Here is a 14,497-nt window from a genome sequence, read left to right on the forward strand (position 1 = left end):
CAGCCGCTCGGCCCGGACAGCCGCTCGGCCCGGGTTCCGGAGAAGGAGAAGGTGCTACGGCAGCGGCAGGGGCCGGGTCAGCTCGTCGTACACGCTGAGGACCTGCGCCACCGTCTCGTCCTCGGTCGGCCAGGTGGCCGCCTGGAGCGTGCCCCTGTCCTTCAGCCGCTCGCAGCGGTCGGGGTCGGCCAGCAGGGCGGTCACGGCCTCCGCGAGCGCCTGCGGGTCGCCGTGCGGGACGAGTTCGGCCGCGTCGCCCACGAGTTCGGGCACCCCTCCGGTGACGGCCGCGACCAGAGGCACGCGCGCGTGCAGGGCCTCCTGGGCGAACAGGGAGCGCGACTCCGGACAGCCGGGCAGCAGGGCGAGGTCGGCGGCGGCGAGCAACTCCCCGATGTCGTCCCGTCGGCCGATGAGACGTACGGGGAGCCCTTCGTTCTCGATGCGCCGCTGGAGTGCGCCGCGCAGGGGCCCCTCGCCGGCGATCACGAGCAGCGGCACCGGGTCGAGCCGTCGCCACGCGCGCGTGGCGTCCAGCAGCGTGTCGTACCCCCGGTGCCGGTCGAGGGAACCGACGGCCATCAGCAACGGCCGGTCGGTCGTGCCGAGTTCCGCGCGCGCCTTGGGCCGCAGCCCGTCGGCCCCCTCACGCGCGGCGTCACCGCCCCGGCGCCTGGCCGGCAGCGCCACGGCGGCGAGCCGCGCGTCCCGGGCGCCCCTGCTGCGGGCGCGGTCCACCAGGTCGGACGAGGATCCGAGGACCACCGACGCGGCCTTCGCCACCCGTCGCTCCAGGGCGCGCAGCAGATGAGCCCGCGCGCCCTCGGCGTACGGGCGGGTGTGCCAGGTGACGACGAGCGGGACGCGCCGTCCGCTGAGTACGAGCGCGGCCCGCAGCGCGGCGTGCAGCCCGTGCGCGTGGACCAGGTCGGCGTCCCCGCAGACGGCCCGCAGCGCGGCCACGGAGGCCGGGTCGTTGCGCCTGGGCACATGGACGTGCTCGGCACCGACACCGGTGAAGTCGTACGCGTGATCCGCCTCGGTCGGGGCGCACACGGTCACCCGCACGCCCCGTGCGACGAGTCCCGAGGTCAGTGACCGCACATGGGCGCAGCTGCCCGCGCTGCCGCCGCCGAGCACCTGGACGGTGCGCAGCGGCGACTGTCCGTGCGGTGAGTGGCTGCTCACGTGGCTCACGTGGCCGTGGCTCCTGGTTCGGCGTCGGGCGGTCACGAAGAAAAGTACCGAAGGAACGGGCGACGGGGGTGTACCGCTCGTCCTCCTCCTAAGGATGCCAGGACGGAGGCGGGTTGCCGACCACCGCGGGGCCGGTGCGGGACCGGTGGGACGCATGGGGTCCGGACGGGATGCGGGCGAGTTGCGGGCGGTCACTCACACGAGTGAGGGCCAGGGGATGTCCGGAGACAGTCGGGGGCGGGTGTCGTTCCCGACGAGCCCCGCTTCACGCCCCTTTCGCGCCCCTCCAGGGACTCGCCCGCACCCCCGCACGCACCCCCGCGCGCACCCTCGCGACCGTACGGACCCGCCCGCTGCGCCGCTGCCCGTGCTCGTGTACTCCTGTACTCCTATCCGTCCGCCCGGGCCGTCGCCAGCAGTTCCTCCGCGTGGGCCCGTGCCGTCTCCGAGTCCTCCTGGCCCGCCAGCATCCGGGAGAGCTCACGGATGCGTTCCTCGCCCTCCAGGACCTTCACGCCGGAGCGGGTCACCGAGCCGTCGTTGGTCTTCTCGACCAGCAGTTGCCGGTCGGCGAACGCGGCCACCTGCGGGAGGTGTGTGACGACGACGACCTGCGCGCTCCTGGCGAGCTTCGCGAGCCGTCTGCCGATCTCGACGGCCGCCTTGCCGCCGACTCCGGCGTCGACCTCGTCGAAGAGATACGTGGGCACCGGATCCGTACCCGCGAAGACGACCTCGACCGCGAGCATGACGCGCGACAGTTCACCGCCGGACGCGCCCTTGGCGATGGGCCGCGGCGGTGCCCCCGGGTGCGGGGCGAGGAGCAGTTCGACCTCGTCGCAGCCGGCCGGCCCGTACGAGACGGGACGTCCGCCGACCTCCACGCCCTCCGGGTCCTCGGTCTGCCGGATCTCGAACGACACGCGCGCGTGCGGCATGGCGAGCGAGGCCAGTTCGGCGGTCACGGCGGCGGCGAAGCGCTCGGCGGCCTCCGTACGGGCGTCGGTGAGGGCCTGCGCCAGTCCGCCCAGCTCGGCGCGCAGCGCGTCCCGCTCGGCGGTCAGCTCACCGATCCGGTCGTCGTCGCCGTCCAGTTCCAGCAGCCGCGCGGCGCTCTGTTCGGCATAGGTCAGCACCGCGTCCACGTCCGCGCCGTACTTGCGGGTCAGCGCGGTGAGCGAGGCACGCCGCTCCTCGACCGCCGCGAGCCGCAGCGGATCCGCGTCGAGGTCGTCGGCGTAACCCGCCAGCTCCCCCGCCACGTCGCCCAGCAGGATCCCGATCTCCCCGATGCGGCCCGCGAGGGCGCCGAGGGCCGCGTCGTGGGACCGTACGGCCTCCAGGGCCCGGTGGGCGCCCGCGACGAGTGTCGTGGCGTCGATGCCCTCCGGGTCCTCCGGGTTGCCCGCGAGGGCGGCGTGCGCGACCGTGGCGGCCGACGCGAGCGCCTCCGCGTGCCCGAGCCGCTCGGCCTCGGCCGCGAGTTCCACGTCCTCGCCCGCCCTGGGCTCCACGCCGGCGATCTCTTCGAGCCCGAAGCGCAGCATGTCGGCTTCCTGGGCGCGTTCACGGGCGCGCGTGGTGATCTGGTCCAGCTCGGTGGTGATGGCGCGCAGCCGGCGGTAGGCGCCCGTGTACTTGGCGAGCGGCACGGCGACCGCGTCCCCCGCGTACCGGTCGAGGGCCTGCCGTTGCCGGGACAGCTTGAGCAGCCCCTGCTGATCGGTCTGGCCGTGCACGGCCACCAGGTCGTCGGCGAGTTCGGCGAGCAGCCCGACCGGCACCGAACGCCCGCCGAGATGCGCGCGCGAGCGGCCCTCGGCGGAAACGGTGCGGCTGATGAGCAGGGTGCCGTCGTCGAGTTCCGCGCCGGCCTCCTCGGCCCGCAGGATCGCCGCGGAGCTCTTGAGGACGGAGACCCGTCCCTCCACCACCGCGTTCTTCGCCCCGATCCGCACCAGGGCGGCGTCGGCGCGTCCGCCCATCAGCAGGCCCAGGCTGGTGACCACCATCGTCTTGCCCGCGCCGGTCTCACCGGTGACCGCGGTGAAGCCGGGCGACAGCTCGACCACCGCGTCGTCGATGACTCCGAGCGACCGTATCCGCATCTCCTCCAACACGGACATGACCATACGAGGTTTCTCCCACCCGGCGCGACGCCGCCCCATTCCCTGCACAAACGTCCTGGTGTGACCGCCGGGACCGCCCGCGTCCCGTCCGCGGCCCGGCGGGGGCCGATCGCGCGGTTCCCCGCGCCCCAGCTTCTGCCCCTCAGGGGCGCGGGGAACGGCGCAATCTTTTGTCTTCAGGGGCGCGGGGAACTGCGCGACCAGCCCCCACGCACCAGCGGGTTCATCACCGTGCGGGCAGCGGAGCGCCTAGTGGGGCGCCCCCCGCCACCCCGCGACCGGCAAGGCGAACTTGGCCACCAGCCGGTCGGTGAAGGACGCGTGGTGCAGCCGCGCCAACCGCACCGGCACGGCCCCGCGCCGCACCTCCACACGAGCCCCCGGCGGCAGCTCGATCGTGCGGCGCCCGTCGCACCACAGCACCCCGGGCGGGATGTGCGGCAGGATCTCCACGGCAAGCACGGAGTTCGGCGAGGTCACCAGCGGCTTGGCGAACAGGGCGTGCGCGCTGATCGGCACCATGAGCAGCGCCTCGACCTCCGGCCACACCACGGGCCCGCCCGCGGAGAACGCGTACGCCGTGGACCCGGTCGGGGTCGACAGGACGATCCCGTCGCAGCCGAAGCCGGTCACCGGCCGCCCGTCGATCTCCAGGACCACTTCGAGCAGCTTCTCGGCGCCCGCCTTCTGCACGGCGGCCTCGTTGAGCGCCCAGTCCGTGTGCACGACGTCGCCGTTGCTGTGCACGACGACGTCGACGGTCATCCGCTCCTCGACCTCGTACGACCTCGTCACCACCCGGTCGACGACCTTGTCGAGGTCGTCGCGCTCGGCCTCCGCGAGGAAGCCGACGCGCCCGAGGTTGACGCCGAGCATCGGCACGCCGGAGGCGCGGGCGAACTCGGCGCCGCGCAGCAGCGTGCCGTCACCGCCGAGGACGATCAGCAGTTCACATCCGTCGAGGCACTCCGGAGTCGCCTCCTTGACCAGCTCCACGGTCGGCGGCAGCGGCAAGTCGGCCGCCTCCGCCTCCAGGACGCGTACGCCCAGACCGGAGCGCAGCAGCCCCTCGACGACGAGCTCGGCACTGCGGATGGCCGCGGGCCGTCCGGTGTGGGCGAGCAGGAAAACAGTACGAGATCGGGTGTCGGTCAACGCGGCCCCTCCGCCACTGCACGGTCAACGTCGGCCGGGTCCAGTGCGGGTGCCCCGGCACGCAGCCACAGAAAGTATTCGACATTCCCCGAGGGTCCGGGCAGCGGACTGGCCGTCACACCCTTCACCCCGAGCCCCAGTTCGCCCGCCCGGCGGGCCACACCGCGCACGGCGTCCGCCCGCAGCTCGGGGCTGCGGACGACGCCGCCGCTCCCGAGCCGTTCCCTGCCCACCTCGAACTGCGGCTTGACCATCATCACCAGGTCGGCACCGGGCGCCGCGCACCGCACGAGGGCGGGCAGCACCAGACCGAGCGGGATGAAGGACAAATCACCGACTACAAGATCCACCGGCTCCCCATCGATCGCCTCCAACGTCAACTCGCGTACGTTCGTACGGTCCTTGACGGTGACGCGTTCATCACTTCGGAGAGACCACGCCAACTGCCCGTAGCCGACGTCCACGGCGAGGACGTGCGAAACGCCCGCGCGCAGCAGCACATCGGTGAACCCGCCGGTCGAGGCTCCGGCGTCCAGCGCCCGTCGCCCCTGGACCTCCAGGCCCAGCGGTACGAAGGCCTCCAGGGCCCCCGCGAGTTTGTGGCCGCCGCGCGAGACGTAGTCCGGGTCGTTGTCGTCCTGGGTGACCAGGATGGGGGCCGCGGTCTCCACCTGGGTGGCGGGTTTGGTCGCGAGGTTCTTGCCGACGGTGACGCGTCCGGCGGCGATCAGCTGTCCGGCGTGCTCGCGCGAGCGGGCGAGTTTGCGTCGGACCAGCTCGGCGTCGAGGCGGCGTCGTGCCACTCCTGCCACGTTCGGTTCAGCTCCTGTTGCTGTTGCTGTAGCTGTTTGTGTTGCTGTAGCTGTTGCCAGCGCTGTAAGTACTGTTGCCGTTCGGCGCGGGGGGCGCCGGAGGTCCCGGGCGTGCGTCGAGTGCGGTGAGCGCGTCGCGCAGCCCCCGGTGTACATCCTCGTACACCTCCACATGGCCGTCCGTGTCGAGGTGGTCCGCGTCGGCCAGCCGGTCGAGCAGCGCGTCGACCTCGGCGTCACCGGTAGGCGTGCGCGGCACGTACAGCGGGGCGGGGGCGGCGGGGTCGTACTGGGGCCGGGCGTCGGGATCGGGCCGGTCACCGGCCTCGGCGTGCGGCTCCGTCTCCCCCTCCCTCTCCGGCTCCCTCTCCGGCTCCCTCTCCGGCTGCGTACCGAAAGGATCCGTACCGGGGCTCTCGGTCTCCGGGCCGGTCATGGACTCGCTCATGCCCCGACGCTACCGCGAAGCGCTGAGGTACCGTCGATCACGATGGCGACGATCGAGGAGTGCCGCAGCGCACTCGACAAACTCTCGGACAACATGGCCGGCGCGAACGGTGACGTACAGAGCGCGGCCGCGTTGGACCGCTCCCTGAGCTGCCGTATCACCGACCTGGACATCACCTTCGTCGGCCGCCTGCGGGACGGCCGGATCGTGGTGCTGGACACGGTCGAGGGCCCGCCGCCCGAAAAGGCCGAGATCCGGCTCGCGATGACCGGCGACGACCTGGTCGCGATGGTCGACGGCGAGCTGCATTTCGCAAAGGCCTGGGGCTCGGGCCGCGTCAAGCTCGAAGCGGGCCTGCGCGACCTGGTGCGGCTCAGAAAGCTGCTCTGACCCGCTCCTCCCCCTCCTCACGCTCCTGCCCCGCCTCACGCTCCTCCCGGTCGGCCCCGGTCAGGCCTTGGTGACAGCGACAGGCGTGTCGGCGGGTGCGGCGGCGGCCGTACGGGCCTTCCGCGCCGCCGGCACCACCAGCGGCGTGCCCGTCTCCGGGTCGTCGATGACCTGGCAGCGCAGCCCGAAGACCTCCTCGACCAGCTCGGCGGTGACGATGTCCGCCGGGGCGCCCTCCGCGATCACCGCGCCGTCGCGCAGGGCGATCAGATGGGTGGCGTAGCGGGCGGCGTGGTTGAGGTCGTGCAGTACGGCCACCAGGGTGCGGCCCTGTTCCTCGTGGAGTTCGGCGCACAGGTCGAGTACGTCGATCTGGTGCTGGATGTCGAGGAAGGTGGTCGGCTCGTCGAGCAGCAGCAGCGGGGTCTGCTGGGCGAGCGCCATGGCGATCCACACGCGCTGCCGCTGCCCTCCGGAGAGTTCGTCGACATACCGGTCGGCCAGTTCGGCGACCCCGGTGGAGTTCATGGACTCGCGTACGATCCGCTCGTCGTCGGTGGACCACTGGCGCAGCAGCCCCTGGTGCGGGTAGCGGCCACGCCCCACGAGGTCGCCGACGGTGATCCCGTCCGGCGCGATCGACGACTGCGGGAGCAGTCCGAGCGTCCTCGCCACCTTCTTCGCGGGCATCGACTGGATGGCGTGGCCGTCGAGGAGGACCCGGCCCTGCCTCGGCTTCAGCATGCGGGACAGCGCGCGCAGCAGCGTCGACTTGCCGCAGGCGTTGGGGCCGACGATCACCGTGAACGAGTTGTCCGGTATCTCGACCGACAACCGCTCGGCGATGACGCGCTGGTCATAGGCGAGGGTGACGTCCTCGGCGGACAGGCGGTTCACAGTGCCCCTTCGGTGGTTCGGCCCCGTACGTGTCTTGCCTGTCTCGCCGTCTGCAGCATGGCCGTTGGCATGGGCACGGCCGTCGAGGTCGGGGGCGGCGTCGGCGTCGGGGTCGGGGTTCATATCCGGCCCGCCTTGCGCTCGGTGACCAGGAGCCACAGCAGGTAGACGCCGCCGAGGATCCCGGTCACCACTCCGACGGGCAGCTGGTCGGCTCCGAAGATCCGCTGCGAGGCCCAGTCCGCGACGACCAGGAGGGTGGCGCCCATGCACATCGCCGGCACCAGGTTGGGTCCTGGCGAGCGGGTCAGGCGCCGTGCGAGCTGTGGCGCGGTGAGCGCGACGAAGCCGACCGGGCCCGCGGCGGCGGTGGCCGACGCCGTGAGCAGCACGGCGGCCACCATCAGCAGCAGTCGCGTCCGCTCCACGCGCACACCGAGCGCGTACGCCACGTCGTCGCCCATCTCCAGCATCCGCAGGGCGCGCGCGTTGCCGAGGACCAGCGGTACGAGTACGGCGCACAGGCCGAGCAGGGGCCAGACCTGCTCCCAGTCGCGGCCGTCGAGGGAGCCGGTCATCCAGACGACCGCCCGGGTCGCGTCGACCAGGTCGGCCTTGGTGATCAGATAGCCGTTGACGGCCGTGACGATGGCGGAGACACCGATACCGACCAGGACCAGCCGGTATCCGTGCACGCCCCGCTTCCACGCGAGCAGATAGATGGCGAGGCCGGTCACCAGCCCGCCGACCAGCGCTCCGACGGTGACCTGCCTGGCGGTCCCGGAGAACAGCACGATCATCACGAGCGCGCCGGCCGTCGAGCCCTGGCCGAGGCCGAGTACGTCCGGACTGCCCAGCGGATTGCGGGAGATGGCCTGGAAGAGGGCGCCGCCGAGTCCGAGCGAGGCGCCGACCAGGAGCCCCACCAGGACCCGTGGCAGCCGCAGTTCGTTGACGATGAACTCCTGGCCCGCGTCACCGTTGCCGAGCAGCGTCCGGACGACGTCACCGGCGGAGATCGGGAAGTCGCCGGTGCCGATGAGCACGACACTCGCGGTGAGCGCCGCCACCAGCAGCAGGGCGACGACCGTGAACGCGCGGACGTCGACACGGACCGACAGCCCGCCGACGGTACGGACCGCACGGCCGCGGAAGACCCGGGCGGGAGCCGCCTGCGTGGTCTCGGGCTGGTTGCCTGGGGCCTTCACAGCTGTGCCGTCCTCCGCCGTCGTACGAGAAAGATGAAGACCGGGCCGCCGAGGATCGCGGTGACGATGCCGACCTGGAGTTCCGCGGGCCGCGCCACGACGCGGCCGACGACATCGGCGCCGAGCAGCAGCACCGGCGACAGCACGGTGGCGTACGGCAGGATCCAGCGCAGGTCGGGCCCGGTGAAGGACCGTACGACGTGCGGGACCATCAGCCCCACGAAGACGATGGGACCGCAGGCGGCGGTCGCGGCCCCGCACAGCACGGTGGCGGCGGCCATCGACAGCGCGCGGGTGCGGTTCAGATGCGCGCCCAGCGCACGAGCCGTGTCGTCGCCCATGGCCATGGCGTTCAGCGGCCGGGCGAGGGCCAGCGCGAGGACCGTACCGGCGGCGAGGAACGGCAGCACCTGCCAGATGATGTCGCTGGTGGCCGAGGCCAGCGAACCGACCGTCCAGAAGCGCATCTTGCCGAGCGCGGCCTCGTCCGTGATCATCACGGCCTGGAGATAGCCGTAGAGCGCGGCGCTGATCGCCGTACCGGCGAGCGCGAGCCGCACCGGCGTGGCGCCCCGGCCGCCACCGAGGAAGAACACGAGCACTCCGACGGCGGCGGCGCCCGCGAAGGCGAACCACACATAGCCGTTCAGCGAGGTGACCCCGAAGAAGGTGATCGCCGTGACGACCGCGGCGGACGCGCCCGCGTTGATGCCGAGCAGTCCGGGATCGGCGAGCGGGTTGCGGGTGAGCGCCTGGAGCACGGCCCCGGCGAGGCCGAGCGCCGCGCCGACCAGCAGCCCGAGGACCGTACGCGAGAGCCGCTCCCCCACCACGACGTCGCCGTACGTGCCGGAGTCCTCGAACAGGCCGTGCCAGACCTGCTCCAGGGACAGCTCTTTCGCGCCGATGGCGATGCTCGCCAGGGCGACGAGCACCAGCACGGCGAGGGACAGGAAAAGCCCTGCGGCCCGGACCGCCCGGCGCCTGGGGGGCGCGGGGGCGGTCTTCGCGCTCGGTTCGGGGGGACTGTCGACCAACACGGCAGTTAGGTTAGCCTAACTCGCGCGGTGCTTCGATCGGCGGTCGCGGTGGCCGGGCCCGATGAGGCCTTGAGTGGCTCTGAGAGTGGCTTACGCGCCTCTCAAAGCCCCAGCCGGGCCAGCGCCTTGCCTCCGTCCAGCTCGCACGCCGCGTCGCCGCCCGCCGTCCAGGCCGCGGCGCACAGCGCCCTCAGCCCGTCCATGGGCTCGCCCTCACCGTCCAGTTCCAGCCTCTCGCTGCCGGCCGTGGCCGTGTAACCCCCGCACCGGAAGCCGTCACCCGCCTCGACCACCTCGGGCTGCCCCGTCAGCATCCCGCGCAGATCGGCGTCGACAAAGGTCGGCCGGTGCTGCGGCGGCGCGGCGAGGAGCTGCGCACCGTCGGTCACGCCGGTGAGCACGAGCAACGAGTCCACCTCGCCGTTGAACGCCCCCTCGATGTCCGTGTCGAGCCGGTCCCCGACGACCAGCGGCCGCTTCGCGCCGGTCCGCAGGATCGTCTCGCGGTGCATCGGCGGCAGCGGCTTGCCCGCCACCTGCGGCTCGGCACCCGTGGCGATCCGTACGACCTCCACGGCCGCCCCGTTGCCCGGAGCGATGCCGCGCGCGCCGGGAATCGTCAGGTCGGTGTTGGACGCGAACCACGGCACCCCGCGCGCGATGGCGTAACAGGCCTCCGCGAAGCGCCCCCACGGCAGGTCGGGGCCGCCGAATCCCTGGACGACGGCCGCCGGGTCGTCGTCGGCCGACTCCACCGGCTCAAGACCGCGCTCGCGCAGCGCGACCCGCAGTCCCTCCCCGCCGATCACCAGCACGCGCGCGCCCTGCGGCAGCTGCTCGCTGATCAGCCGGGCCACGGCCTGGGCCGAGGTGATGACGTCCGACGCCTCGGTCTCCATGCCCAGCTCCGTGAGGTGCTCCGCCACGGAGTCGGGCGTGCGCAGCGCGTTGTTCGTGACGTACGCGAGGCGCATCCCGCCCGTGTGGGCCGTGCCGAGCGACTCGACCGCGTGCGCGATCGCGCTGCCGCCCGCGTACACCACGCCGTCCAGGTCGAGCAGCGCCGTGTCGTACGCCTCGCTCAGGGCCCTGTCACTGCCCTCGGGCCGCGTCCTCGCGGTCTGGCTCATTACGCATCGCTCCTCGTTCGGTCTCTTTCCCCCGATCATCGCTCATGGCACTGACACACTTACGATGCATCAATGAACACGGCAGGTACCGCGGACGTACCGGCACGCATGGGCCTTGACCTCACCCCGTTCCGGGGCCTGCGCTACGACCCCGACCGGGTCGGCAGCCTGTCCGCCGTCACATCCCCGCCGTACGACGTGGTCGTACGGCCCGACGGCCTGCACCATCTGGAGTCGGCGGACCCGCACAACATCGTCCGTCTGATCCTGCCGCAGGCCCCCACACCCGGCATCCGCAACGAACAGGCGGCTGACACCCTGCACAGCTGGGTGTCCGAGGGCGTCCTGAGAACCGACGTCCGGCCGGCCCTGTACGTCTACGAGCAGCGGGACGACGAGGGCGTGTTCCAGCGGGGCATCATCGGGGCCCTGCGCCTGTCGGAGCCGTCGGAGGGCGTGGTGCTGCCGCACGAGGACGTCATGCCGCACGTCGTCGCGGACCGCGCGGCCCTGATGCGGGCCACCTCCGCGAACCTCGAACCCCTGTTGCTGACCTACCGGGGCGACGGCGCGGTCTCCGGTACGACGGCCGTCATCGAGCGCACCGCGAAACTCCCGCCCCTGTTGTCCACCACCACGGAGGACGGCTTCAGCCATCGTCTGTGGGACGTCACCCATGAGGCCGACCTCGCCGAGGTCCACACGGACCTGGCCGGCCGCCAGGCGCTCATCGCGGACGGCCACCACCGCTGGGCGACCTATCTGCGCGTACAGGGGGAGCACCCTTCCCCCAGCCCCTGGGACTACGGTCTCGTGCTCCTGGTGGACACCGTGCGCCACCCCCTCCGCGTCCGCGCGATCCACCGTCTCCTGCACCGTCTCCCGGTGCCCGAGGCCCTCGCGGCCCTGGACGGCTCCTTCCGCGTACGCCACGTCGAAGGCCCCCTCTCCGCGGCTCTGTCGGCCCTCTCCGTAGCGACCTCCGAGGGAAATGCCTTCCTCCTTGCGGGCGACGGCACCTTCCACCTGGTCGACCGCCCGTCCCCCGACCTCCTCGCCCGTACGATCCCGCCGGACCCGCCGGAGGCCTGGCGCACCCTCGACGCGACGGTCCTGCACGCCACGCTCCTCGACCATGTCTGGCGGATCCCGGACGTCCCGGAGCACATCGCGTACATCCATGACACGGCCGCCACGGTCGCCAAGGCGGAGCGCGACGGCGGCACGGCCGTCCTGATGCACCCGGTCCGCGAGGAGGTCGTACGCGATCTGGCGAGCCAGGGCGTCACGATGCCCCGCAAGTCGACGTCCTTCGGCCCGAAGCCGGCCTCGGGCCTGGTACTGCGCGCACTCCTCTGACACGGCCCGCGGAAACACGAACGGGCGGGACTCCCCTCATCAGGGAATCCCGCCCGCGCGTTCCTACGTATCGACCTCAGTCCGTCCGGTCGCCCTTGGCCTTGTCGCCCGCATCCGGGCTGTCGTCGACCTCGACGATCTCGACGCCTTCGCCCGCCGACGCCTCGGAGGTCACGACCTCCGGAGCGCTGTCGTCATCACCCTCGACATCGTCATCAATGTCGTCATCGATGTCGCTGTCGATGTCCTGCGCTTCTACGACTTCGACTCCGACCTCGGCTTCGTTCTCGGCCTCGTTCTCATCCTCGACGAGCGCGTCCACGAACTCGACGCCGTCGAGTTCCGCGAGGCGGTCCGAGGCATCCGTGCTGCCGTCCTTGTCGGACTCGACGGCCTTGGCGAACCACTCACGGGCCTCGCCCTCACGTCCGGCCGCAAGGAGCGCGTCGGCGTACGCGTAGCGCAGCCGCGCGGTCCAGGGCTGGACGGAGTTGGAGGCCAGCTCGGGGCTCTGCAGCGTGACGATGGCCGCGTCGAGCTGGTCCATGTCCCGCCGCGCGCCGGCCGCCACGAGCCGCATCTCGACCTGGCCGGGCTTGTCGAGCTTCTGCACCTCGGGGGCCCCGGCCATGTCGAGCGCCTTCTCGGGACGCCCCAGGCCGCGCTCGCAGTCGGCCATGACGGGCCACAGGTCGACGTTGCCGGTCATGCGCCGCGCGGCCCTGAACTCGGCGAGCGCCTCGCTGTACTTCTGGTTCGCGTACGCGGCGAAGCCGGCCGCCTCCCGCACGGCAGCGACGCGCGAAGCGAGCCGCAGCGCGATCCTGGAGTAGCCGTACGCACCCTCGGGGTCCTCGTCGATGAGCCGGGCCACCATGACCAGGTTCCTGGAGACGTCGTCGGCAAGTCCCTTGGGCAGGCTCATGAGCTCCTGCCGCACGTCCTTGTCGATCTCCTCGCCCGTGACGTCGTCAGGGATCGGCAGCCGCTTGATCGGCTCGCGATCGCGGTCCCGCTCGTCGCGGAAGCGGCCACCGCCGCCACTGCGGTCGCCACCACGGTCGTCGCGCCCACGGAAGCCACCGCCGGGGCGGCCACGGCTGTCGTCGCGGCGGGGTCCACCGCGGCCTCGGTCGTCGCGCCCGCCTCGGTCGTCGCGCCCACGGAAGCCGCCGCGGTCGCCTCCACCGCGATTGTCGTCGCGGTTGAAGCCGCCACGGTCGCCACCGCCGCGATTGTCGTCACGCCGGAAGGCCGGGCGATCGCCGCCACCACGGTTGTCGTCACGCCGGAAGGCCGGGCGATCACCGCCACCACGGCTGTCGTCACGCCGGTCGTCGCGTCGGAACGGCGGACGGTCGTTGTCGCGGCGCGGAGCGCCACGCTCGTCGTCACGACGGAACGGCGGACGGTCGCCGCCGCTGCGGCTGTCGTCACGCCGGAAACCGCCACGGTCACCGCCACCGCGGTTGTCATCACGACGGTCGTCACGACGGAAGGCCGGGCGGTCGTTGTCACGGCGCGGGGCCCCACGCTCGTCGTCACGACGGAACGGCGGACGGTCGCCACCACCACGGTTGTCGTCACGCCGATCGTCGCGCCCACGGAATCCACCGCGATCGCCGCCACCGCGGTTGTCATCACGACGGTCGTCACGACGGAAGGCCGGGCGGTCGTTGTCACGGCGCGGAGCACCGCGGTCGTCGTCACGGCGGAACGCCGGACGCTCACTGCCACCACGGTTGTCGTCACGCCGGAAACCGCCGCGGTCACCGCCACCACTGCGGTCGTCGCGCCCACGGAATCCACCGCGGTCGCCGCCGCCGCTGCTACCGCCACGGTTGTCATCGCGACGGAAACCGCCACGGTCACCGCCGCCACCGCGGTTGTCATCACGGCGGTCGTCCCGACGGAAGGGCGGACGGTCGTTGTCACGGCGCGGAGCACCACGCTCGTCGTCACGACGGAACGGCGGACGGTCGCCACCACCACGGTTGTCGTCACGCCGGAAACCGCCACGGTCACCGCCACCACCACGGTTGTCATCGCGGCGGTCGTCACGCCGGAAGGCCGGGCGGTCACCGTCACGCCGCGGGGCACCGCGGTCACGGTCGTCACGGCTCGGCCCACTGGGCCGGTCGTCACGACGGAACGGGGGACGGCTCCCTCCACTGCGGTTGTCGTCACGTCGGAATCCACCGCGGTCGCCGCCGCCGCTGCTACCGCCACGGTTGTCGTCACGCCGGAAACCGCCTCGGTCACCGCCGCCACCACGGTTGTCGTCACGGCGGTCGTCGCGCCGGAACGGCGGACGGTCGTTGTCACGGCGCGGAGCGCCACGCTCGTCGTCACGACGGAACGGCGGACGGGCACCACCACCACGGTTGTCGTCACGCCTGCCGGCCCCGCCGCGGTCGTTGTCACGGCTCGGGCCTCCGCGGTAGCCGCCGCGGTCACCACTGTCCCGGCGTCGCTGATCGCGCTCCGGTCGCTCGTCGGGAGAGTTGGTGGACATGGGTGACTCCTGTCATCGGTACCGCAAGTCATTCTCGCGCAGCCGGGTACCCGGCGCGCTTCGGGAAAACAAAAAAGGACCTCTGGTCCCAGCGATTCGCTGGGACCAGAGGTCCTCAAAGATTGTTCGGCGGCGTCCTACTCTCCCACAGGGTCCCCCCTGCAGTACCATCGGCGCTGTAAGGCTTAGCTTCCGGGTTCGGAATGTAACCGGGCGT

Annotated in this window: 13 protein-coding genes and 1 rRNA gene; 2 read left to right on the top strand and 12 right to left on the bottom strand. The window is 72.3% G+C overall.

What is annotated here, in order from left to right; translation table 11 throughout:
* Positions 1-54: 54 nt before the first annotated feature.
* The 5 genes from ACH4DZ_RS23290 to ACH4DZ_RS23310 form a co-directional block, all read right to left on the bottom strand.
* Complete coding sequence (locus tag ACH4DZ_RS23290) at positions 55-1,197, bottom strand: glycosyltransferase family 4 protein (protein WP_398289194.1); 1,143 nt, start codon at positions 1,195-1,197, stop codon at positions 55-57.
* A gap of 389 nt (positions 1,198-1,586) precedes the next feature.
* Positions 1,587-3,329, bottom strand: coding sequence for a DNA repair protein RecN (gene recN / locus ACH4DZ_RS23295; protein ID WP_398289195.1), 1,743 nt, complete (start codon positions 3,327-3,329; stop codon positions 1,587-1,589).
* A 246-nt stretch (positions 3,330-3,575) separates the two neighbouring features.
* Complete coding sequence (locus tag ACH4DZ_RS23300; protein ID WP_398289196.1) at positions 3,576-4,481, bottom strand: NAD kinase; 906 nt, start codon at positions 4,479-4,481, stop codon at positions 3,576-3,578.
* A complete protein-coding gene (locus ACH4DZ_RS23305) occupies positions 4,478-5,293 on the bottom strand; it encodes a TlyA family RNA methyltransferase (protein ID WP_398289197.1) in 816 nt (271 codons plus the stop codon). The genes ACH4DZ_RS23300 and ACH4DZ_RS23305 overlap by 4 nt, the downstream gene beginning before the upstream one ends.
* Positions 5,294-5,300: 7 nt before the next feature.
* Complete coding sequence (locus tag ACH4DZ_RS23310; RefSeq protein ID WP_398289237.1) at positions 5,301-5,729, bottom strand: hypothetical protein; 429 nt, start codon at positions 5,727-5,729, stop codon at positions 5,301-5,303.
* A 54-nt stretch (positions 5,730-5,783) separates the two neighbouring features.
* Between ACH4DZ_RS23310 and ACH4DZ_RS23315 the strand changes: the two genes are divergently transcribed.
* A complete protein-coding gene (locus tag ACH4DZ_RS23315) occupies positions 5,784-6,131 on the top strand; it encodes an SCP2 sterol-binding domain-containing protein (RefSeq protein ID WP_398289198.1) in 348 nt (115 codons plus the stop codon).
* A 60-nt stretch (positions 6,132-6,191) separates the two neighbouring features.
* Here the strand turns inward: ACH4DZ_RS23315 and ACH4DZ_RS23320 are convergent, their stop codons facing one another.
* From ACH4DZ_RS23320 to ACH4DZ_RS23335, 4 genes are all read right to left on the bottom strand, one after another.
* The gene (locus ACH4DZ_RS23320) at positions 6,192-7,151 is read right to left on the bottom strand and encodes an ABC transporter ATP-binding protein (protein ID WP_398289199.1); all 960 of its coding nucleotides are present in this window, start codon (positions 7,149-7,151) and stop codon (positions 6,192-6,194) included.
* Positions 7,148-8,236 (bottom strand): FecCD family ABC transporter permease, encoded by a 1,089-nt coding sequence (locus ACH4DZ_RS23325; RefSeq protein WP_398289200.1) that lies wholly within the window; start codon positions 8,234-8,236, stop codon positions 7,148-7,150. The genes ACH4DZ_RS23320 and ACH4DZ_RS23325 overlap by 4 nt, the downstream gene beginning before the upstream one ends.
* A complete protein-coding gene (locus ACH4DZ_RS23330; RefSeq protein WP_398289201.1) occupies positions 8,233-9,276 on the bottom strand; it encodes a FecCD family ABC transporter permease in 1,044 nt (347 codons plus the stop codon). Before ACH4DZ_RS23330 ends, ACH4DZ_RS23325 begins: the two co-directional genes overlap by 4 nt.
* 101 nt (positions 9,277-9,377) lie before the next feature.
* A complete protein-coding gene (locus ACH4DZ_RS23335) occupies positions 9,378-10,406 on the bottom strand; it encodes an HAD hydrolase-like protein (RefSeq protein WP_398289202.1) in 1,029 nt (342 codons plus the stop codon).
* Positions 10,407-10,478: 72 nt separating this feature from the next.
* Between ACH4DZ_RS23335 and ACH4DZ_RS23340 the strand changes: the two genes are divergently transcribed.
* Positions 10,479-11,765: a DUF1015 family protein gene (locus ACH4DZ_RS23340; RefSeq protein WP_398289203.1), complete on the top strand. Its 1,287-nt coding sequence runs from the start codon at positions 10,479-10,481 to the stop codon at positions 11,763-11,765.
* 76 nt (positions 11,766-11,841) lie between these two features.
* Here ACH4DZ_RS23340 and ACH4DZ_RS23345 read toward each other — a convergent pair whose 3' ends face one another.
* The 3 genes from ACH4DZ_RS23345 to rrf all read right to left on the bottom strand — a co-directional run.
* Positions 11,842-12,705 carry a hypothetical protein gene (locus tag ACH4DZ_RS23345; RefSeq protein ID WP_398289204.1) on the bottom strand — a complete coding sequence of 288 codons (864 nt, stop codon included), beginning with the start codon at positions 12,703-12,705 and terminating at the stop codon, positions 11,842-11,844.
* Positions 12,687-14,189 carry a hypothetical protein gene (locus ACH4DZ_RS23350; protein WP_398289205.1) on the bottom strand — a complete coding sequence of 501 codons (1,503 nt, stop codon included), beginning with the start codon at positions 14,187-14,189 and terminating at the stop codon, positions 12,687-12,689. Before ACH4DZ_RS23350 ends, ACH4DZ_RS23345 begins: the two co-directional genes overlap by 19 nt.
* Before the next feature lie 215 nt (positions 14,190-14,404).
* A 5S ribosomal RNA gene (gene rrf / locus ACH4DZ_RS23355) occupies positions 14,405-14,497 on the bottom strand; the annotation flags it as partial.

The sequence above is a fragment of the Streptomyces sp. NPDC017991 genome, assembly GCF_044328075.1.
Classification (GTDB): domain Bacteria; phylum Actinomycetota; class Actinomycetes; order Streptomycetales; family Streptomycetaceae; genus Streptomyces.